This is a genomic window from Tianweitania sp. (genome assembly GCF_032053605.1).
Lineage (GTDB): Bacteria > Pseudomonadota > Alphaproteobacteria > Rhizobiales > Rhizobiaceae > Tianweitania.
This window is the reverse complement of record NZ_DAMBUH010000062.1, coordinates 1-20,959: the sequence shown is the minus strand read 5'-3', so window position 1 is coordinate 20,959 and position 20,959 is coordinate 1. Positions and strand designations below refer to the sequence as shown.

19 protein-coding genes and 1 pseudogene are annotated in these 20,959 nt (G+C 61.9%); 10 read left to right on the top strand and 10 right to left on the bottom strand.

Annotated elements, in window-relative coordinates; translation table 11 throughout:
• The 6 genes and pseudogenes from RTX98_RS13875 to dapA form a co-directional block, all read right to left on the bottom strand.
• Positions 1-827 (bottom strand): annotated as a pseudogene (locus tag RTX98_RS13875) (two-component sensor histidine kinase); the annotation flags it as partial.
• A gap of 89 nt (positions 828-916) precedes the next feature.
• On the bottom strand, positions 917-1,486 hold the full coding sequence (gene kdpC / locus RTX98_RS13870; RefSeq protein ID WP_312797299.1) for a potassium-transporting ATPase subunit KdpC: 570 nt from the start codon (positions 1,484-1,486) through the stop codon (positions 917-919).
• Positions 1,487-1,495: 9 nt separating this feature from the next.
• A complete protein-coding gene (gene kdpB, locus RTX98_RS13865) occupies positions 1,496-3,529 on the bottom strand; it encodes a potassium-transporting ATPase subunit KdpB (RefSeq protein ID WP_312797298.1) in 2,034 nt (677 codons plus the stop codon).
• 229 nt (positions 3,530-3,758) lie between these two features.
• Entirely contained in the window at positions 3,759-5,462 is a 1,704-nt protein-coding gene (gene kdpA, locus RTX98_RS13860; protein WP_312797297.1) for a potassium-transporting ATPase subunit KdpA, read from the bottom strand.
• A 32-nt stretch (positions 5,463-5,494) separates the two neighbouring features.
• Positions 5,495-5,584, bottom strand: coding sequence for a K(+)-transporting ATPase subunit F (kdpF, locus tag RTX98_RS13855; protein ID WP_312797296.1), 90 nt, complete (start codon positions 5,582-5,584; stop codon positions 5,495-5,497).
• A gap of 607 nt (positions 5,585-6,191) precedes the next feature.
• Positions 6,192-7,229, bottom strand: coding sequence for a 4-hydroxy-tetrahydrodipicolinate synthase (dapA, locus tag RTX98_RS13850; protein WP_312797295.1), 1,038 nt, complete (start codon positions 7,227-7,229; stop codon positions 6,192-6,194).
• A 5-nt stretch (positions 7,230-7,234) separates the two neighbouring features.
• Between dapA and RTX98_RS13845 the strand changes: the two genes are divergently transcribed.
• From RTX98_RS13845 to RTX98_RS13830, 4 genes are all read left to right on the top strand, one after another.
• Positions 7,235-7,699 (top strand): hypothetical protein, encoded by a 465-nt coding sequence (locus RTX98_RS13845; RefSeq protein ID WP_312797294.1) that lies wholly within the window; start codon positions 7,235-7,237, stop codon positions 7,697-7,699.
• A 41-nt stretch (positions 7,700-7,740) separates the two neighbouring features.
• Positions 7,741-8,169, top strand: a complete 429-nt coding sequence (locus RTX98_RS13840; protein ID WP_312797292.1) for an integron — start codon at positions 7,741-7,743, stop codon at positions 8,167-8,169.
• A gap of 391 nt (positions 8,170-8,560) precedes the next feature.
• Entirely contained in the window at positions 8,561-10,711 is a 2,151-nt protein-coding gene (locus RTX98_RS13835) for a M48 family metalloprotease (protein ID WP_312797290.1), read from the top strand.
• Between the two features lie 44 nt (positions 10,712-10,755).
• Positions 10,756-12,378 (top strand): hypothetical protein, encoded by a 1,623-nt coding sequence (locus tag RTX98_RS13830; RefSeq protein WP_312797288.1) that lies wholly within the window; start codon positions 10,756-10,758, stop codon positions 12,376-12,378.
• Positions 12,379-12,392: 14 nt separating this feature from the next.
• Here RTX98_RS13830 and RTX98_RS13825 read toward each other — a convergent pair whose 3' ends face one another.
• From RTX98_RS13825 to RTX98_RS13815, 3 genes are read right to left on the bottom strand one after another with little or no spacing between them, the layout of a single operon-like run.
• Positions 12,393-12,542 (bottom strand): hypothetical protein, encoded by a 150-nt coding sequence (locus RTX98_RS13825; protein WP_189507588.1) that lies wholly within the window; start codon positions 12,540-12,542, stop codon positions 12,393-12,395.
• A 25-nt stretch (positions 12,543-12,567) separates the two neighbouring features.
• The gene (locus tag RTX98_RS13820; RefSeq protein WP_312797286.1) at positions 12,568-12,843 is read right to left on the bottom strand and encodes a cytochrome C oxidase subunit IV family protein; all 276 of its coding nucleotides are present in this window, start codon (positions 12,841-12,843) and stop codon (positions 12,568-12,570) included.
• Positions 12,840-13,307 carry a cytochrome c oxidase subunit 3 gene (locus RTX98_RS13815; protein WP_312797285.1) on the bottom strand — a complete coding sequence of 156 codons (468 nt, stop codon included), beginning with the start codon at positions 13,305-13,307 and terminating at the stop codon, positions 12,840-12,842. The genes RTX98_RS13820 and RTX98_RS13815 overlap by 4 nt, the downstream gene beginning before the upstream one ends.
• 290 nt (positions 13,308-13,597) lie before the next feature.
• Here RTX98_RS13815 and RTX98_RS13810 point away from each other — a divergent pair, with 290 nt between their 5' ends.
• The 6 genes from RTX98_RS13810 (at position 13,598) to RTX98_RS13785 (ending at position 19,545) form a co-directional block, all read left to right on the top strand.
• On the top strand, positions 13,598-14,050 hold the full coding sequence (locus RTX98_RS13810) for a c-type cytochrome (protein WP_189507582.1): 453 nt from the start codon (positions 13,598-13,600) through the stop codon (positions 14,048-14,050).
• A 12-nt stretch (positions 14,051-14,062) separates the two neighbouring features.
• The gene (locus tag RTX98_RS13805) at positions 14,063-15,409 is read left to right on the top strand and encodes a cbb3-type cytochrome c oxidase subunit I (RefSeq protein ID WP_312797284.1); all 1,347 of its coding nucleotides are present in this window, start codon (positions 14,063-14,065) and stop codon (positions 15,407-15,409) included.
• 50 nt (positions 15,410-15,459) lie between these two features.
• Complete coding sequence (locus RTX98_RS13800) at positions 15,460-16,275, top strand: CbbQ/NirQ/NorQ/GpvN family protein (RefSeq protein WP_312797283.1); 816 nt, start codon at positions 15,460-15,462, stop codon at positions 16,273-16,275.
• Entirely contained in the window at positions 16,275-18,179 is a 1,905-nt protein-coding gene (locus RTX98_RS13795; RefSeq protein ID WP_312797282.1) for a nitric oxide reductase activation protein NorD, read from the top strand. The genes RTX98_RS13800 and RTX98_RS13795 overlap by 1 nt, the downstream gene beginning before the upstream one ends.
• A gap of 34 nt (positions 18,180-18,213) precedes the next feature.
• Entirely contained in the window at positions 18,214-18,807 is a 594-nt protein-coding gene (locus RTX98_RS13790) for a DUF4142 domain-containing protein (RefSeq protein ID WP_312797280.1), read from the top strand.
• A 141-nt stretch (positions 18,808-18,948) separates the two neighbouring features.
• Complete coding sequence (locus RTX98_RS13785) at positions 18,949-19,545, top strand: hypothetical protein (RefSeq protein WP_312797278.1); 597 nt, start codon at positions 18,949-18,951, stop codon at positions 19,543-19,545.
• A gap of 6 nt (positions 19,546-19,551) precedes the next feature.
• Here RTX98_RS13785 and RTX98_RS13780 read toward each other — a convergent pair.
• On the bottom strand, positions 19,552-20,959 hold a 1,408-nt coding region (locus RTX98_RS13780), incomplete at its 5' end, for a molybdopterin cofactor-binding domain-containing protein (protein WP_312797276.1).

Here is a 20,959-nt window from a genome sequence, read left to right as displayed (position 1 = left end):
CGCTTAGCATAGCGTACCAGCGCCGGGCCGCGTACCTGTTCGTCAACGCAAACCAGCACGCGCTCGCCTGCGTCCCACGGACCGGCAATGGCGTGGGACTGCATATGGCGCAGCAGCTGGTCGTCGACCCGCTGCGCGGTGCGTCGCAGCGCCAGTTCGCGCAAGGCCGTCAGATTGCCGGGCGAAAAATAGTTCTCGATCGCGCGCTTGGCCGTCCGGGGAAGATAGACCTTGCCGTCATGCAGGCGCTTGATGAGATCGTCGGGTGTGACGTCGATGATTTCGATATCGTCGGCGCGATCGATGATCGAATCCGGCACCGTCTCACGCACCCGGATGCGCGTGATCTGCGCAACGACATCGTTGAGGCTTTCGACATGCTGAATGTTGAGTGTCGAATATACATCGATGCCGCGATCGAGCAGCTCCTGAACATCGAGGTATCGCTTGGGATGGCGGCTGCCGGGCGCGTTGGTGTGGGCGAGTTCATCCACCAGAACGAGCGCCGGCCGGCGCGCGAGGATGGCATCGAGGTCCATCTCTTCCAGCGCCTGGCCCTTATAGGGCATTGCCTTGCGCGGGATGATCTCGAAGCCATCGAGCAGCGCCTGCGTTTCCTTGCGCCCATGGGTTTCCACCACGCCGATCACGACATCAAGGCCGTCGCCCTTTCGGGCGCGGCCGGACATCAGCATCTCGTAGGTCTTGCCGACGCCAGGTGCTGCGCCGAGAAAGATCTTCAGCCGGCCAAGCCCTTCGCGTCTGGCAGCCTCCAGCAGGGCATCGGGCGATGGCCGGCCGGCGTCGTTCAGATCATCATCCACCATCAGAGCTGGTTCACCTCACCGCCCGCATCACGCGTGAAAGCCGGCATCTCATGTAGAACAAGATGCCGGTCAAAGTCTTCATCGTGTCTTCACTGCGCCGCACTGGCATCCAGCGCCATGTTCAAGGCGAGCACGTTGACGACAGGCTCACCCAGGAAGCCGAGTTGGCGCCCTTCGACATGGCTATCGACCAGAGAGCGGATCGCGGCTTCATCCTTGTTGCGGGCCCGTGCCACACGCGCCACCTGGAAGTAAGCGGCTTCCGGCGAGATGTGCGGGTCGAGGCCACTGCCCGACGCGGTTACCAGATCCATCGGCACGGCAGCGTTCGCGTTCTCCGCCTTGAACGCTTCCGTGTCTGTCCGAATGCGGTCGATCAGCTTCGGGTTGGTCGGCCCTAGATTGGAACCGCTGGAGCTCGCGGCATTGTAGCCATCGCCGGCCGCCGACGGACGGCCGTGGAAGTAGGTCTCGCCCGTAAACGCCTGACCGATCAACGTGGAGCCGATGACCTGGCCGTCACGCTCAATCAGGCTGCCATTGGCTTGTGCGGGGAAGATCGCCTGCGCAAGGCCGGTCATGCCCAGCGGATAGATGAGGCCGGTGAGGATGGTGAAAACGACGATCATGACGATCGCGGGTTTGAGCTGTTTCAGCATGATGTTTCCTTAAGCGAGGCCGAGCGCGGTGATCGCCATGTCGATGGCCTTGATGCCGACGAAAGGCACGACGATGCCGCCAAGACCGTAGATGAGGAGGTTGCGGGACAGAAGCGCGCCGGCACCGACAGCGCGATACTTCACGCCACGAAGCGACAGCGGGATCAGCGCCACGATGATGAGCGCGTTGAAGATGATCGCAGACAGGATGGCGCTTTCCGGCGTCGCCAGCCCCATAATGTTGAGCGCACCCAGCTGCGGATAGAAGGCCAGGAACATCGCGGGAATAATCGCGAAATATTTGGCGACGTCGTTGGCGATGGAGAAGGTGGTCAACGCACCACGCGTCATCAGCAACTGCTTGCCGATTTCCACGATCTCGATGAGCTTGGTCGGGTCGGAGTCGAGATCCACCATGTTGCCCGCTTCGCGCGCGGCCACCGTGCCGGTGTTCATCGCAACGCCCACATCGGCCTGCGCCAGCGCCGGTGCGTCGTTTGTGCCGTCGCCGCACATGGCGACCAGCTTGCCCTTGGCCTGTTCGTCGCGGATCAGCTCGAGCTTCATCTCGGGCGTCGCCTGAGCCAGGAAGTCGTCCACGCCGGCCTCGGCCGCAATTGCCGCCGCCGTCATCGGGTTGTCGCCGGTGATCATCACCGTGCGAATGCCCATCTTGCGCAGTTCCGCAAAGCGCTCGCGGATCCCGCCCTTGACGATGTCCTTAAGGTAGATCACGCCGAGCAGCCGGCCGTCCTTGGCCACCGCGAGCGGCGTACCGCCAGCGTCGGCAATCGCCTGCGTGTCGCGCTCTTCCTGGCTGCCTGTCAGCCCCACATGCTTCAGCACGGACTCGACCGCGCCCTTGCGGATGGAGGACCCGTCAAAGTCCACGCCGCTCATGCGGCTTTGCGCGGTGAAGGGTACGAAACTGGCATTCAGGCTGGCCATGTCGCGGGCGCGGATGCCGTATTTCTCCTTAGCCAGAACGACGATGGAGCGGCCTTCCGGTGTTTCATCAGCGAGCGATGCAAGCTGTGCAGCGTCGGCCAGTTCGGCAGCCTCGACGCCACGAATGGGCCGGAACTCGGTGGCCTGACGGTTGCCGAGCGTGATCGTGCCGGTTTTATCGAGCAGCAGCGTGCCAACGTCACCCGCCGCTTCCACCGCACGGCCGGACATTGCCAGCACGTTGAAGCGCACCAGGCGGTCCATGCCGGCAATGCCGATCGCCGACAAAAGCGCACCGATCGTGGTGGGGATGAGCGTCACGAACAGCGCCACCAGCACGATCACTGAAATGCTGCCGCCGGCATACGATGCAAAGCTCGGGATGGTCACCACCGCAAAGGTGAAGATCAGCGTCATGCCGGCGAGCAGGATGTTGAGCGCAATTTCGTTGGGCGTTTTCTGCCGTTCCGCACCTTCCACCAGCGAGATCATCCGGTCGATGAAGGTCGAACCGGCTGCCGCCGTGATCCGTACGCGAATGACGTCCGACAAAACCTGAGTGCCGCCGGTCACCGCCGAGCGATCGCCGCCGGATTCACGGACAACAGGTGCGGACTCGCCGGTGATGGCCGCTTCATTGACGGACGCCACGCCTTCGATGACCTCGCCATCCGACGGGATGATGTCGCCGGCTTCCACCAGCACGATATCGCCCACCTTGAGGCTGGTGCCGGGAACGGTCTTGAAGTCGCTGCCCGAACCCATCGGCAGGAGCTTGGCCTGCGTTTCGGTGCGGGTGCGGCGAAGCGAGTCCGCCTGCGCCTTGCCACGCCCTTCAGCAACGGCTTCGGCGAAGTTGGCGAACAGCACGGTGAACCACAGCCACAGCACGATCTGGAAGGAGAAGCCGAGGCTTGGAGAGCCGGTTGCAAGGTCCTTGACGAGGAGGACGGTGGTCAGCGCGGCGACCACGGCCACCACGAACATCACCGGGTTCTTGGCCAGGCTGCGCGGGTCGAGCTTGCGCAGGGCGCCGGATAAAGCGGGTATGAGAATGCGAGCATCCAGAAGGCTCGCGGATTTGGACTGGCTCATAGGAGACTCCAGCGGGAATTGTCTTGTGACAGCAGCGCGATCATTCAGGTCGCCGTGAAAATCAGGGTGAGCGCTTTGGCCAGGGTCCCGAGTGCCAGCATCACCAGGGTCATACCCAGGAGGATGCTGCGTGGCTTCGGGACGGTGTTTCCTTCTCGCGTGGGCAAGTGCGAGCGCGGATAAAGGAGACACCGAACCTGGTTGAGCGAGAGGGCCATGACCGTTTCGGTCAGAAGGTCTGGCCTGCAATCGTTGCGAGATGTTCGACGATCGGTCCGACGGCCAAAGCCGGGAAGAATTCCAGCCCGCCGAAGATCAGCACCACGCCGACAAGGAGGCCGACAAACAGCGGGCCCGTGGTCGGGAACGTGCCCGAGGAAGCCGGAACCGCCTTTTTCGCCACCAGCGAACCGGCCATCGCCATAACTGGAACGATCATCGCGAAGCGACCGATCAGCATCGCGAGACCGAGCGTGATGTTGTACCAAGGCGTGTTCGCAGACAGGCCGCCAAGCGCCGAACCGTTGTTCGCGGCCGCCGAGACATAGGCGTACAGCACTTCGCTGAAGCCGCGCGGACCTGGGTTCGCCATCGACGCGACGCCTGTTTCCAGGACAACCGCTACCGCCGTGAAGCCCAACATCGCCAAAGGCAGGATGAGAAGCGCGAGCATCGCCATCTTGACCTCCTTGGCCTCGATCTTCTTGCCGACATATTCCGGCGTCCGACCCACCATCAGGCCGGCCACGAAGATCGACACGACCACGAACAGCAGCATGCCGTAAAGACCAGCACCAACACCGCCGATGACGATCTCGCCCAGCATCATGTTGATCATCGGGATCATGCTGCCGAGCGCGGTGAAGCTGTCATGCATGGCAATCACCGCGCCGCAGGACGCTGCCGTCGTGATCACCGCGAACAAGGCCGACACGGCGACGCCGAAGCGCACCTCTTTGCCTTCCATGTTGCCGCCATCCAGGCCAAGCGCATGGACGATCGGATTGCCGGCGGCTTCCGCCCAGTAACAAACAGCTACGCCGGCGATGAACAACACGCCCATGGCTGCGAGGATCGCCCAGCCCTGACGCTCATTGCCGACCATGCGGCCGAACACGTTGGTCAATGCCGCACCGATCGCAAAGATCGCGACCATATGGATGAGGTTGGTGAGTGCCGTCGGGTTTTCAAACGGATGCGCGGCGTTGACGTTGAAGAAGCCGCCGCCATTGGTGCCGAGATGCTTGATCATCATCTGCGAGGCGACCGGACCCTGAGCGATCACCTGCTGCGCGCCTTCCAGCGTGGTGGCCGTGGTGTAGGGGCTGAGGTTTTGCGGCACGCCCTGCCACACGAGAACGAGCGTTCCGATCACGCAGATCGGCAAAAGGATGTAGAGGATGGCGCGGGTGATATCGACCCAGAAGTTGCCGAGCGTCTGCATCGACTTGCGCGAGAAGGCGCGGATCAGCGCCACCGCGATGGCGATGCCGCTCGCTGCGGACACGAAGTTCTGCACCGTCAGCCCCGCCATCTGCGTGAGATAAGACAACGAGCTTTCGCCGCCATATGCCTGCCAGTTCGTGTTGGTGACGAAACTCACCGCCGTGTTGAAGGCGAGGTCCGGCGCGACCGACGGCATCTCCGCAGGATTGAAGGGCAAAGCGCCCTGGAACCGCTGCAGCAGATAGAGCACTGCCACGCCAGCAAGGCTGAAGAACAGCAATGCGGCCGAGTACGCCGTCCAATGCTGTTCCTCGCCGTCGCTGGTACCGGCCAGGCGGTAAAGCCCGCGTTCAACCGGACGGAACGCGAAGGAAAGGAACGTGCGCTCGCCATTGAAGACACGCGTCATGTAGCCGCCAAGCGGCTTCGCGAGAAGAATGATGATCCCGCAATAAATCAGGATCTGGATCCAACCGTTAAGGGTCATGGCCGTTGCTTTCAGAGAATGGTCGCTACGGCTCAGAACCGTTCAGGACGAACGAGCGCGTAAGTGAGGTAGGCGAAGATGAAGACGGCGACACCCGCGCCGAGAATGTAGTCGATGAGCATCGATCGGGCCTTTGGCTCTACAGCTTGCTGCAGCTTTGGATGTAAGCGAACGACAGTGCGAAGAACGCGACGGTCAGTCCGACCATGACGAGATCCATGTCCCACTCCTGATGGCTGCTTCCCGGCGTCGAAAACCGGCGCGCGGAAGCAAATTGCCGCGCAGGTTCGACCCATGCGCGGCAGGTTGATGATGACGGGAATATCGGTCCGAACCGCATAGGGGTTCGAGACAGGGTGGGAGCCGAAGAAATAGGATTCTCATATATGGAAGCCGGTTAGGCTGTACCGGGCTCAGAACAGCGTCGACATGGCACTGCCTACGTGTTCAGCATGATGAGGATGCTGACGACGCTGACGAACAACGAGACGATCATGAAGATCGCCACCCATTCGGTTTTAGGCATGTCAGATCTTCCAGAACAGGATCAAAGCGCGCTCCATCGCACAAGCGCGGTGACGGCAACGAGCAAGACGGCGATCACGGCAAGCCGGACTAGGATCCAAAGCTCATTCGGACTGTCCGCCTGCACGGAGCGTCGGTCAGGCCGGCGTTCAATCCTGACCATCGAACGGCTGTGCTGAAGGTGATCGGGCATGATAGGCCATCTCACCATGGCCGCACCTGTTTAGACCCCTGTTCCCCATGCTTGGTCGCGCTAGCTTTCAACCGGATGGTCGACATCGGCAGGCTTGGCCATCGCGAGGAATATCGCGCGGGATCGAGGCGCAGCTGCTGATCGTCACCAGGCTCGCTTGCCTTCAACAGGCGCTTCGTCGCCGTATCCAGCCCCTGCCGGATGCGCGCTGCGGTTTCGGCCATCACCGGCACCAGCGGTAGCCGCACCTCGGTCGAATGGCTGGGATGGCTCAACGACATCAGGTATTTGATCGTGCAGGGATTGGTTTCCAGCGAAAGCGCGTCGAGAAGATCCTCGAATACGCTCAGCATCCATCGGGCTTCGATCTCGTCGCCGGACAGAGCATGCGCGCGAAGCGTACTCCATTCCTCAGGATAGGCGTTCGAGATCACCGATATGACGCCGTCGGCACCACCAAGCATCGCATCGCAGGCGGTCCTGTCGTCACCGGAGTAAACGCGGAAATTGTCCGGCACCCGCTGTTTGATGGCGCGGCAGCGTTCGGGATCGCCGCTGGCATCCTTGATGCCGACGATCTCTTCCATCTCGCTCAAGCGCGCAACGGTCTCCACTGAAAGGTCGACACCGGTTCGTGCTGGAACATTATAGAGGATAATCGGCAAATCCGAGCGCAGCGCTACCGCTTCGAAATGCCGGAACAGCCCTTCCTGCGAGGGGCGGTTGTAATAGGGCGTCACCACAAGCGCGGCATCGGCGCCGAGCTTTCGGGCATGGCGAGTTGCGGTGATGGTGCTTGCGGTGGCGTTGGTTCCGGTTCCAACGACCACCGGAACCTTGCCGTCCGCGCCGACCACGACAGCTCGGATCAGCCAGTCGCGTTCCATCTCGTCCAGCGTCGGCGTTTCGGCCGTGGTGCCGCAGGCAACCAGCCCGTCGATGCCGGCCGCGATCTGCCTGGCAATATCGGCGTCATAAGCGCTAGCATTGATGCGGCCTTCGCGGAAGGGGGTGACCAACGCGGTGAACGTTCCTCTGGGAAGGATCATGACGCATGTCCCGGCGCGGCGTTGCGCGAAGCATCCAGGTGAAACACATTGGCTTTGCGGGCTTGCTCGAACGTCTCGACGTCAAACCCGTCATCGCCCATGACGATCACCTCGCCATGGCTGTGCGACCGGGCCTCGCTTCGCGCGAAGCGCCTGGCCTCGTCAGCCGAGCGGAAAAATCCGCCGGTGCTGCGATCGGGCGTGGAAACGAGCCATTGGCTCTCATGGGTGCAGCAGATGATGAAGGTACAGGTCGACCTTTGATCATCGTCGCAACGGTGAATGACACTCATTCTCTTGACCTCTTGCGTGACCCGCCGATGCGGGCCGCCCAAATGTCGGACGAGCGCCATAGGATATCGATTGGCCTGTCATGGCCGCGGCATAGGAATGTGATGATGATCGCAGCTGGGGACGCGCGAAAACGCATACAAAAAATCGGCGCTTTCCTAACCAGTCACCTTGCTTGAAAGCGACCGATGATGGCATCTGGATAAGAGAGGATACGATCATGTTCGAAGCAGGTTTCATTCGGTCGCGCGGCGCATGTGCCTTGGCCCTGCTGTTCCTTTGCGCGTCCCTCGCGGCTGCCAAAGCCGAGAGCGCAACCCCAAGCGTTACCGTTACCGCCGGTTCGGATGGCATCATGGATGCCTGCAACAGCGTTGGCCGCGTGACCGGGCTCGATCCGAGGGGCGACAATTTCCTTTCGGTGCGCAGCGGACCTGGCGGCAAGTACACGGAGATTGCCCGGCTCGCGTCCGGTGCCGACATCTTCATCTGCGATGAGCGCAGTCCATGGCTCGGCGTCATCTATCCACCCGATGATGCCACCGTTGATTGCGGCACGGACGCTTATTCGGATGAGGCAAAGCCTTACACCGGACCTTGTCGGTCCGGCTGGATCCACCAAAATTTTGTCGAGGTGATCGCCGGATGATCTCCGGATCGCCTGCAACGCGGTACAGTGAATTGGTGGCGCAAATGAGCAAAGCTGGCGAGAAAGAGGGTCATGCGCCAGATCGGTTTGCCTGACATCGTCGCATTAAGCCGCTTTTAAATAGGTTTTGCAGCAAGTCTTGATCTAGGTCACGCTATGCCTGCGTCTTTAGTCGAAGGCTTGCTTGCACGTGGCGGAAAACAATCCACGGTTTCTATTTTTCTTCTGGAAGTTGCATCTACGATCTTGCGCAGCTTGCTTGAAGCGCATAACCGCAAAGTCAGTTGAGAGGCCGGTGGCGGCAAACCACGGGCCAACATCAAATCGGCATCATCAGCCTCGTCGGGCTCCTGTGTGATTTGATTGAGAGGTCGGTCGGGGGAGCATACACATGTCATCGGACGAGGCTGCAACAAGCAATCTCCCCTTCTGGAAGCGCTCACCGGCTGTCGGTCTGGTGCTCTGGCTGATCGTGGTGCCGGCAGCACTGGCAGCCTTGGGTGCGTGGCAGATCCAACGCTCCGGCGTAGTGCTGGAAAACTATGAAGCACTTGCCACCGACCTGCCGCAAACGCTGGAAAAGGTGCGGGAGATCGCCGCGACCGAGCCGATGGCCATGCTGCAGTTCGGCGATGGCGACGATTCCCGCTCCATGACGGCTTCGATGGCGCAGGCGGAACTCGAGGGTGCCGTCGATGGCATCAACACGGATCTGCAGGTCGCCAAGGTGCGCGCGCCTTTGGCCTGGGGCACGGTGATCGGCAGCGTTGTCGCCTTGATCGCGGCCCTGATCGGCCTAGCCGCCGCCGGTTTGGCAGGCGTTCGGGCGAAACGATCGCGCGACCAGCTGATCCTCAGCTTCGAGCGTTTGCGGTTCATCCTGCCTTTCCTGCTGGCGGCCGTGATCGTCGGCTTCAGCGTGGCGATCTTCTGCGGCACGCTGTTTGAATCGCTCAGCCTGTGGTTCTGGGAGCGTGTGTCGGGTAACGGCATCAAGCTGGTTGGCGGCGCGCTGGTTCTGGCGGGCATCGCCGTTTATGGCGCTTTCACTGCCGTTCTTGGCTTGCGCCAGGTGTTTGCGCTGTTCACGCCGGAGCCGATGGAAGTGAAAGCGCGCATCGTCAGCGAAGCCGATGCGCCGGGTCTGTGGCGCTTCGTGCGCGAGCTAGGCCGCCGCCAGGAAGCCGTCGTGCCGGACACCATCATTGTCGGTCTCACCGATGGTTTCTACGTCACCGAAGCTCCCGTTCATCTAATGCCGGAAGACCGGCTTCTGGAAGGGCGCACCCTTCATCTGCCCGCCCCGCATCTGGAGCTGCTCGATACCGCCGAAATCGCGGCAATCGTCGGGCACGAGCTGGCGCATTTCACCGGTGATGATACCCGCTACAGCACGCGCTTTGCGCCGATCTATGCCGGTTTGTGGCGGGCACTGAACGCTCTGCAATTTGCCAAAGGCGGCGAGTTCGTGGTGCAGCCAGCACTTCGTTTAGGCTTCCACGCGGTTGGTCGTCTGGACGTCGCGGTCGCCCATTGGAGCCGCTTGCGCGAATTCGAGGCCGACAAGAAGGGCAGCCTTGTCAGCGGGCCCAAGGGCGCTGTGTCCGCGCTGATCCGCAGCAGCATTGCGGCGCCGGCCGTGCATGCCGGCCTCGACAATGCCTTCCAGCGTCCGGAAGCCAGCGGCGCTAATCTGGTAGCCGAGATCGCGGAACTGGTCCGCCGCGAAGGCCTGTCCGATCCGGCTGAGCATCTGGAAGACCGCCAGCCGCATCCCACCGATAGCCATCCGCCAACCAGCCAGCGTATCGCGGCACTCGGCGTAACACTGGACGAAGCCGTTCTCGCGCATGCAACGCGGCGGCCGGAAGCCGATCAAGCCTCGTTTGGCCAGAAAGGTTTTCGCGATTGGACGGCTTTCTGCACCAGCCTCGGCACAGACTTCCTCGGTGAAGCCCAGCAGTTCCAGACACAGTATCGCCAGGAACTCGAGGACGCGGCGGCGAGTGTGGTTGAGGACGAGGTTGTCATCTACGACAATATCAAGGCTATGATCTGGATGATGGCGATCGTCGCAGTCATCTTCCTTGCCATCGCCTTGTTCGTTTTCGTTGATCAGCTTGGCGTAGGCACTGCCCGCCTGATCATCGGTGGTTTTGCAGCGCTCATTGGTTTGGGTTTCGCGTTCTATGCCTACTCCCTATCGCGTCGGATCGAGACGCCACTGATGGTGCTGACACGCGACACGCTGGTCTCGCCGCGTCTGGATGCCCCGATCGCCTGGACAGACATCGCGACTTACGGCGTATATGCTTCGCAGCGGTTCGCCCTGGTGCTGACCCTGCACGAGCACGCGCCTTTGCCCAAAACCAAGCGGTGGTCGGTCTACACGAAGGTGCAGCGTCGTAAGCGGGATGTCACGCTCGGCGCCATGGGCATCCGCGGCATGAAGCCCGACGACTTCCATGAGCTGATCGGCCGTTATCTCCAGGCGGCTTACGCCCGGCGTGAGCTGGAAGCAAAAGCCTCAAGGGCCGCATGAGCGATCAGCCTCGATCGCACGACTGAGAAGCAAGGAAAGTCAACATGGCGCGTCGATCCGTTCTGCCCGCAGCCGCTCTGGCGATCACCACCTGGCTCACGCCGCCGTCCTTTGCGCAGGAGGTTGGCACGGCACCGGAACCCGCGACTGCGGGAACAGCGCAGACGGCGTTGAAGCTGCAGGAAGCTCTGACGTCCTATGTGACGGCGCTTCCCTTTGACAAGAAGATCCTGCGCGTCGAACCAGATCCCGCCGGCCACCGTATCACGCTTGATCCGGCAGCCTACCTGGTCGAATTGTCGGGCACATCAATCAAGTTCGCGCCGATCTCCATCGTCGTCAGTGAGCGCACTGATGGAAGCTGGAACGTGTTCACCCAGAGCCCGGTCGAGTTCTCCACTGATTTCGAACTGGAGGGCCATAAGCAGCACTCGGAATACAAGCAGGATTCGCTTCTTTTCAAAGGCATCTATTCGCCTGAGATCGCGAGCTTCCTGTCAGCCGCGAGCCGTACGGGAACCATTTCCAGCGAGTCGAGCGATGGGCTTTCCAGCAGCACGGCCGGTATTTTTGCAACGACCATGACCATGACGTCGTCGCCGGCCGGCACCCGCTTGGCAGACATCGCATTCAGCCAGACCTACGACGCTTTTGCGCAGTCAGCATCCGTCCATATACCCGATGGGTCGGACGAATATCCGCTTGCCATGAGCGCGGATATGCGTGCGGAAGAAATTAGCGCAAAGGTCGATGTGAAGGCAGCCCACACACGCGCCGTCCTCGATCTTTACACACTCCTCCTCAAGCATATCGAAGAACTCGATGCCGATGCCAACGCGGCCCTGCGGGGGCCGTTGGGTGCGGAGCTGAAAACAAAGATCCGAGCCATCCTGCCGCTGTGGACCGACCTCCAAGGCGAAGCGCATGCGCGCGACGCCAGCATCGACATTGGCTACGGCAGAATGCAGGCAAAAACCCTGCGGCAGACAATGCGAGCAAGCGGTATCAGCACGAACGCCTCGCTCGACGTGGACTTGGCGCTGGATGGTCTGACCTTGGACATTCCGCAGCTTCCCGCCTGGAGGGCCGGCTTCATCCCCGATCTCGTGGAACTCGGCTTTGCGGTATCCGGCGCAGATCTCGCCACGGCATCGGATATCCTGCTTCGCGAAATCCAGCTGGGCAATGATCCAGCACTGAGCCCGGCGGCTGAGGAGAAGATCCTGGGTGTGCTCGCCGTCGACCGCATTCGCAGTCAGCTGAAACCCAGCCGGTTCCGGTCGCGTGATCTGGAACTGAGCTTCAGCGGCGACACCAGCTTTGTGGGTGGACTGCCGCAGTCCAACATGACCATTACCACGCCCGGCCTCGACAAGGCCATCGCCACCTTGCAGGAGGCAGCGAAAACCGATCCTAGCCTCGACCAGGCGGTCGGCGCCTTGGCTATGGCGAAGGGCCTATCGAAGCCCGGACCGAATGGCGGGCTCGAATGGCTCGTTGTAGCGTCACGCGACGGTTCCGTCTCCGTCAACGGCGCCATGATGAAAGGCCCGGATGTTCCGCCGGTGCTGGACGACGAGCAAGATCCTGGGATCGAAAACCCCGCCGTCGAAGTTCCGCGTGATGAGCCCGATGTCGAAGAGCCTGCCGCGGAAGAAGAGCTTTAACCCGTCAGCTCGCCTCACGACCAGAACAGCAAAGCGCCGATCACGATCGTCATCCCGGCCGCAGCGATAGCGCCAACGCCGGGCATTGCGCCCTGCCGGTACATGAAGGCGATCATGACCAGCAATGCGGGCACCGCCGCGATCAGGCCCCAGGCTTGGTTCATGCTCGTTTCCTCAATTTGTTGCCATTCAAAGGCCGGCTGATGCGCAGCTGACGGCGTTAAATGCGACCAGCAGTCCGCAAAGGATCATGAGATAGACCACGAGGATCGTCCGCCAGCCGCGCGCATCCCGACCGATTCCCACGAAGCAGACCAGGATCAGCCAGGCCTTCACGCCCGCAACCGTGAACACGGTGAACGCCAGCAAGCCATGCGGCAGATGGTGGCTGGCAAGCGAAACGACCGCCAGGGTTCCGGCCGTCAGAGCCATCAGGGCGAGCCATGCTTTCGCGATTGTACTCATCGCGGCAGATACACGACCGGGAAGATCACCACCCACAGGAGATCCAGCAGGTGCCAGAACGCAGCCGCTGTTTCCAAGGTGTCGAGATCGCGCTGCCACGCCCCGATCGCCAGCAGCAGGAGGCCGAACACGATATGCAGCGCGTGAAAGCCGGTGACCAGGAAGTAAAGCTGGAAGAAGGTGCTCGATTCGATGCCGAAACCAGCCGCAAACATTGCGCTGTATTCTGTGCCCTTGATGACCAGAAACACCACGCCCACCGCCATCGCCGCGGCGAGGTAGGCGCGAAACGACAGCCCCTGTGACAAGCGCCGTGTAGCGGCGGCGACAAGCGCGCCGCTGGATAAAAGCACGACCGTATTCGCACCAGCCAGCAATGGGTGAAGATGCGCTTGGCCGGCGCTGAAAACGTCCGGATTCAAGAACCCCGCCACCGAGAATCCAACCAGCAGGACGGCAAACACGCCGAGTTCCCCGAGGATCAGAATCCAGATCATCGGATTGCCCGGCAGGCCGGCAAAGATGTCGCTGTCTCCTGCGATCTCGCCTGCCGTTTCGTCCTCGTCGCTCAGAGCGATCTCCTGTGTTTCCGCCGCATCGTCCGTGGACCTCCTTCAACCGCCATCTCCGCTGAAGTTCTTTGCGCCAGCGCAAAGAACGGGTCCGGCCGGCCCTTTAGGTCTGCATCCAAGCGCGGCGGGGACACCGCGTCTTACGCATGAATGCGAATGATCGCAGGAAGGGTGCCAGCCAGATGAGCGAGCGATTTACCAAGGCGGCGGCGCGCAACATTTTTTACGGGGGATCGATATTCTTCTTCGTCACCTTTGTTGCGCTCACCGGCCACACACATTTCTACATACGAACCCACAGCACGGATGAGGCGACGCTCACCGACAGCGTGGCGCGCGGCAAGCATGTCTGGGAGCAGAATGCCTGCATCAACTGCCATAGCCTGTTAGGCGAAGGCGCCTATTTCGCGCCCGAACTCGGCAATGTCTGGGTGCGCTATGGCGGCCGCGACGATCCGCAAAGCGCGCGCGAAGCCCTGATCGCCTGGATGCAATCGCAGCCGAGCGGCGCGGAAGGCCGACGCCAGATGCCGAACTTCCACCTGGACGATCAGCAGCTCAACGATCTCATCGATTTTCTGGAATTCACCAGTCGCGTGAACACGCAGAACTGGCCGCCCAACGACGCGGGCTGAGGAAACAACACCATGAAATATCCAACACAACGCGTAGCGTTCTACTACTTCACAGGCGCGATGATCCTGTTCGCCCTGCAGGTCACGGTCGGCGTGGTTGCCGGAACGGTCTACGTCTTCCCGAACTTCCTGGCAGACATCATCCCCTTCAACATCCTGCGCATGATCCACACCAACGCGCTAATCGTGTGGCTGCTGATGGGCTTCTTCGGCTGCGCCTATTACCTCGTGCCGGAAGAAGCCGAGCGTGACATTGAAAGTCCGATGCTCGCTTATATCCAGCTCGGCCTGCTGATGTTCGGCGCGGTCGCTGCCGTGATCGGATACCTGTTCGGCATCCATGAGGGCCGTGAGTTCCTGGAACAGCCGCTCTGGATCAAGGGCGCGATCGTCGTCGTGGCGCTGATCTTCCTTTACAACATTTCCATGACGATCCTGCGCGGCCGCAAGACCGCCATCGGCAACGTCCTTCTTCTGGGCATGTGGGGCATCGCCGTTTTCTGGCTGTTCGCATTCTACAACCCCGTGAACATCGCGCTCGACAAGGTCTATTGGTGGTACGTGGTCCATCTGTGGGTGGAAGGCGTGTGGGAACTGGTGATGGCGTCGGTCCTCGCCTTCCTCATGATCAAGATGACGGGCGTCGACCGCGAAGTCATCGAGAAGTGGCTCTACGCCATCGTCGGCCTGGCCCTGTTTTCCGGCCTGCTTGGCACCGGTCACCACTATTACTGGATCGGGGCGCCCGGTTACTGGCAGTGGATCGGTTCGATCTTCTCGACCTTCGAAGTGGCACCGTTCTTCGCCATGGTCATCTTCGCCTTCACCATGGTGTGGAAGGGCCGTCGCGACCATCCGAACCGCGCTGCCATGCTGTGGTCGCTAGGCTGCACGATCGGCGCCTTCTTCGGTGCCGGTGTGTGGGGCTTCATGCACACGCTGTCGTTCATCAACTACTACAGCCACGGCACGCAGGTTACCGCAGCGCACGGCCACCTCGCTTTCTTCGGCGCTTATGTGATGCTGAACCTCGCGATGATCACCTATGCGATGCCATATCTGCGCAACCGCAAGCCCTACAACCAGATCCTCAACATGTGGAGCTTCTGGCTGATGACGTCGGGCATGGCGTTCATGACCTTCGTGCTCACCTTCGCCGGTGTGGTTCAGGTTCACCTGCAGCGCGTGCTGGGCATGACCTACATGGAAGTGCAGGACCAACTCGTCCTGTTCTACTGGATGCGCCTGGGTACGGGCGCGGTGGTCGTGATCTCCGCCCTGATGTTCCTTTACTCCATCTACGGTCCGGCTCGTCAGGAGCGTCCTGCTCGCCAGGTGGCCCTGCAGCCTGCCGAATAACCCCCTTGCGGGCGGGCGAAGGCCCGCCTGCTCCCAGGAGTTCACCTTCCATGCCGACTTCACTCGCTTCCGTTTCGGCACTGCCCGAGACCAACATACCCTTTTACGCTCCGGTCGGCGCGGAATGCGCGATCTTTGAGCATGCCTACCGCAACCAGCTGCCCTTGCTGCTGAAAGGTCCAACGGGCTGCGGCAAGACCCGCTTCGTCGCCCATATGGCAGCCAAGCTCGGCCGGCCGCTTTATACCGTATCCTGCCACGACGATCTGACCGCCGCCGACCTCACCGGCCGCTACCTCTTGAAAGGCGGCGATACGGTCTGGGTCGATGGCCCGCTGACCCGCGCCGTGCGCGAAGGCGCGATCTGTTATCTCGACGAGGTCGTGGAAGCGCGCAAGGACGTCACCGTCGTGCTCCATCCCGTCACCGATGACCGCCGCACGCTTCCGCTGGAGCGAACGGGCGAGACCTTGCAGGCACCGCCGGAATTCATGCTGGTCGCGTCCTACAATCCCGGCTACCAGAACGTCCTGAAGACGCTGAAGCCGAGCACCCGCCAGCGCTTCATCTCTCTGCAGTTCGACTTCCCAAAGCTCGAAGCCGAAGCGGCCATCGTGTCGCGCGAAAGCGGCCTGGCGCAGGATCGCTGCATCGCCCTCGTCAAGGTCGCGGATGCCCTGCGCAATCTCAAGGGACAGGACCTTGAGGAAGGCGCTTCCACCCGCCTGATTGTGTATTGCGCGACCCTCATCAAGGCCGGGCTCGACATGGATACTTCCGTGCGCGTCGCGCTGCTCGAACCCTTGTCGGATGACCCGGAAATCCTCAACGGCCTCGTGCGCGTTGCACAGATTGCGATCGGCTGATGGGGTTCTGGACGTTCGAGCCGGAAGAAACGGTCGGGCGTTACTGGCACCGGCTGGTCGGCGCTTCCACCACCTATCGCGCTTACCCGGATGCGCGGGTCAGCCTGGATGAGATGCGCGAGCGGCTCGGATTGCTGTTCCGGGCACTCGGCGGCAGCGGCGCGATCCGCCTTGCCGCGACGGCCCATTCCGAGTCCAACCACAGGCTCAACATGCGCCAGGCGCTGGGCCTCGGCAAAGAGGTGATGGAGCGGCCGACACTCGATCTCAACACGTTGCGGCTGCCCGGCGCGATCGACGTCTTTCCCAACCGCGCAGACAACATCGCTTTGTATGAATGGCTGGCCGGCTGGTTTGCCCATGCCGTAGCGCCCGGCCCCGCAACCGGCAATCTCCTGCATGATGACATCGAGCGACTACATGCGGCAGCGCTGACCACACAGGCAACGCTTGCCGCCTGGCCCGGCCTGCGCGCAACTTATGCGCAGCTTTGCCAGGCCACGCTCGCCGTCCGCTCGAAACGCCATCTGCCGCAGCTCGAAGCCAAGCTTGAACAGGCGATCATTGGTGCCCTCGTGCAAGGGGTGGACCTCTCGCCCCGCATCTGGCGCGACAATGCCCTCCTCGAAGGCTCCGGCCTGACCTCGGCCTACCGCACCTACCTACCCGTGCCGCTGTGGGGCGAAGTCACGCGGGACGAGGAAAGCCCTGCCGCCGGCGATGAGGATGAAGCCGGCGGCGATGGCATGCAGGTGGACAGCCGCCGCCGCAAGGCCGTGCGCAAGTCGAGCGACAAGAGCGATCGCGGCGATCCGCTGATCCTGCATCGCTTCGAGACAATCTTCAGCCTCGCGGACATGATCAACGTCAATCGCAGCGTCGAGGATGATGACGAGGAAGGCGCAAGACAAGCGGCGGAAGACACGCCCGAACTCACCATCGGCGCGAACTCCAAGCGCGCCGCGACACGCCTGAAGCTCGATCTGGATCTCGCACCGCGGCAGGCCGACACGACGACGCTTGCGGAAGACTGCACCTATCCCGAATGGAACTGGAAGCAGGGGCGCTATCTCAAGGATTATTGCCGCGTCCATGCCATCCCCGCGCAGGAAGAAGGCGAAGACTGGTCGCCGGATGCGGATATGCAACGCACGATCCGCGATGTGCGCCGTCGCTTCGAAGCCCTGAGGCCGCGACGCCAAACCTTCCATGCGCAGCCCGACGGCGACGAGCTCGACCTCGGCATGGTCGTGCGCGACATCGCCGATCGTTCGGCGGGTGGTGCCGGCACCGAGCGCGTGTTCCTCCAAGCTCGCGCAGCGATGCGCGATCTCTCACTTGCCGTGCTGATGGACGTGTCGCTCTCGACCGACGCTTACATTCAGGAACGTCGCGTGCTGGATGTCGAGAAAAGCGCCCTCCTCGCCCTCACCCACGGCCTCACCGCCTGCGGCGACGAGCATGCCATCTTCACCTTCACCTCGCGTCGCCGGCAGAATGTGACGGTGGCGACCGTAAAAGGTTTCTCAGAAAAGCTCGACGCTCGTGTCATCCGCCGCATCGAGGCGCTGAAGCCCGGGCAATATACTCGCATCGGCGCAGCCATCCGGCATGTCAGCAAGCAACTGGAAAAGCGGCCCTTCAAGCACCGGCTGCTGCTGCTTTTGACCGATGGCAAGCCGAACGATGTCGATCATTATGAGGGCCGCTACGGCATCGAGGACACGCGCCACGCCATCTGGGAAGCGCGCAAACTGGGCTTGCGCGTCTTCGGCGTGACCGTGGACGAAAATGCCCGGGACTACGTGCCCCACATCTTCGGGCCCGGCGGCTACGCGATCGTCAAAGACATCGCGCGCCTGCCGGCCGCCCTGCCCGCCATTTACCGCCAGATCACGAGTTAACCCGGTCACTGCGTCAACGAGGAGAGCAGGCATCATGCCGAATAAATCCACCATCGTCCTAGCCAGCCTGCTGCTGAGCGGAGCCCCGGCTTTGGCACAGAACTCGCTGAAGCCCGACACGACGCCGGCCCTGCCCGTTCAGGAAGGCCAGGCGCTGCCTGCCGCAGACAAGGAGTTTCTCCAGCACGCCAACAATATGAGTCTGGCCGAGATCGAAGCCGCCAAGCTCGGCGCTGAAAAGGCGAGCGATCCCGCTTTGAAGGCGCTCAGCACCGAGCTGGTTGCCAAGCACGAAGCCTTGAGCAAGCGCCTGCAGGAAGAAGCGGCTCGCTTCCAGACTCCCGATGTGAAGCCGGATGCCGGCCGTGCCTGGGACGCCGACATCCAGCGCCTGCAGGGTCTGGATGGCGAGGCTTTCGACAAGGAATATGTGAGCTGGCAGATGCGCGTTCACCAACGTCTGGTCGCACTCTACCAGAAGCAGGCTTCGGACTCGCCGCAGACGGAACTTGCCAAGTTCGCGATTACCACGATGAACGAGATCCAGCAGCAGTTCAACGGGATCAAGGAAGCCGGCGCCAAGTTCGGCTTGGAAATCGACGCCGTCGGCCAGCCGCCGCAATATTGATCGGCTCAAGTACCAGACTTCACGCGCGACAAACCGGGTGCGAGGCTTTATCCTGCTGAACTCCTTCCGTCGCGCCATGACATAGCTTGGCGCGGCACCGGCATCGTGTACAAACGATGCCGAACAGTCGAAGGGGGGAAAATGCTGACCAAATGGACCCGCGCGATCGCTGTCGCCGCATTGACGATGCTGGCCAGCCATGTCGCAGCGCAAGATGCCGATAAGGTCGATCGACTGAACGTCCCTGGCCCGATCACCTTCCAGAACAAGTCCTACTCGCTCGCTTGGTCGTCAAAGCCGTCCGCCGACTACACCAAGCAGGAATATGTCCCGGCCGGCCAAAGCGTCGAAACCTTCAAGGACATGTTCCTTGTCGAAGCCGTGACGGGTTCGATCACCCCTGCGCAGTCGGCAAGTGCGCAGATCGACTTTCTGAAACAGCGCAAAGCCACCGACCCCGTCGTCAACTACGCGATCCTCCACAATGAGAAGACCGGCAACATCGTTGTCGATTTCGTCCTCAGCGATCTCCAGGCCGATCCGGTTGTGGTGGAATGGAACGCCTACCGGTACGCACCGCTAAAGGGCGGCAAAGGTGTTGCGCTTTATGGCATTAGCCGTCGCGCCTATGGCGAGGCCGATGCCAAGGCCATGCTCCAGAACCTGACCAAGATCCGCGACGCCGACCTCAACCCGCTTGCCTTGATGGACGTGCCTCCGATCAGCGTCAAGGACTGACCAAACTCAAGCCTGCCCAGCCGCCTGCCTGATCTTCTCGCGGCTGAGCGGCAGGTCGAAGATGCGCCGGCCGATCGCATTGCTGATCGCGTTCGCCAAAGCCGAACCGCCCGGCCCTTGGCTGCACTCGCCGGCCCCGAGGAAGGGCGTACCGGGACGCGGGATGATCTCCACGTCGATCTTCGGCGGCAAAGCGTCGAAGCGCATGATCGGATAGGTCGACCAGTCCACGCTGGTGATGCGCGTATCGTTGAAGGTCACGCCTTCATACAGCGTCCAACTCGCAGACTGCACAATGCCGCCCTGTATCTGGTTCGCGATGCCGTCCGGGTTGACGATCTCGCCCGCATCCGCTGCACTTGACGCCCGCAGGATACGGACACGGCCAGTTTCCGGCTCGACCATCACTTCCATCGCGACGGCGCAATAAGCGGCGAGGTTCTTGTAGCGGGCAAAGGCGAAGCCGTAGCCGTGGTTCTGCGGCGCAGTCTGCCCCGCTTTCCAGCCGAACATCTCGGCCGCCTTCGTCACCACGCCGCGCGCGCGCTCGTCCTGAAGATGACGCAGCCGGTACTCGACAGGGTCGGCCTTCGCTGCCGCCGCCAGATCATCCATCGTATTCTCGATGGTGAACACATTCATGTAAGCGCCAAGGCCGCGCAGCGCCGAAACGCGCAGCGGCGCTTCCTTCAGGAAGTGCCATACGACGTGACGGCTTGGAAAGGCGTAAAGCGGGTTGGAATTGCGGTCGCCATTTCCTTCCGGCGTGATCTGTAGCTTGGCCGGCTCCGGCTCGAAACCATTGGCGATGTGACGCGCCGGCAAGAGATTGCCCGCCGGACCCGGCCGCGAATTGTGGCTGTTGCTCCAGACTTCATAGGTCCAGTCGACGACATTGCCATTTGCGTCCGTGCTGGCACGCACCTTGGTGACCATGCCCGGCGAATACGGCTCCCAGGCATGTTCCTGTTCGCGCATCCATTGCAGGCGCACGGGCCGGCCCGGTAGAGCCTGCGCCAGCAACGCCGCATCAGCTGCGGCATCGTCTGCGGCGTTGTGGCCGTAACAGCCGGAGCCTTCCACATGAATTACGCGCACCTGCTCGATCGGCACGCGCAGCATCTGCGATATCGCCTTCTGGTCGGGATAAACGCCCTGCGTATGCGTCCAAACCGTCGTCACGCCGTCGGTCATAACGGCAAGCGCGCAGGATGGTCCGATCGAACCATGCATTTGGTACGGCTTGGTGAAGGTCGCCTCATGCGTCGCGGCGGCGCTCACGACCTTGCGATCGTCGGCCACGATGCCGTCTTCTTGAGGCAGCGCCATCAGCTTGCGCGGCAAATCGTCCATGCCGGGCAAGGTCGGGCTTTCATCCCATTGCGCGAGCGAGGACAGGGTCCGCATCGCCTTG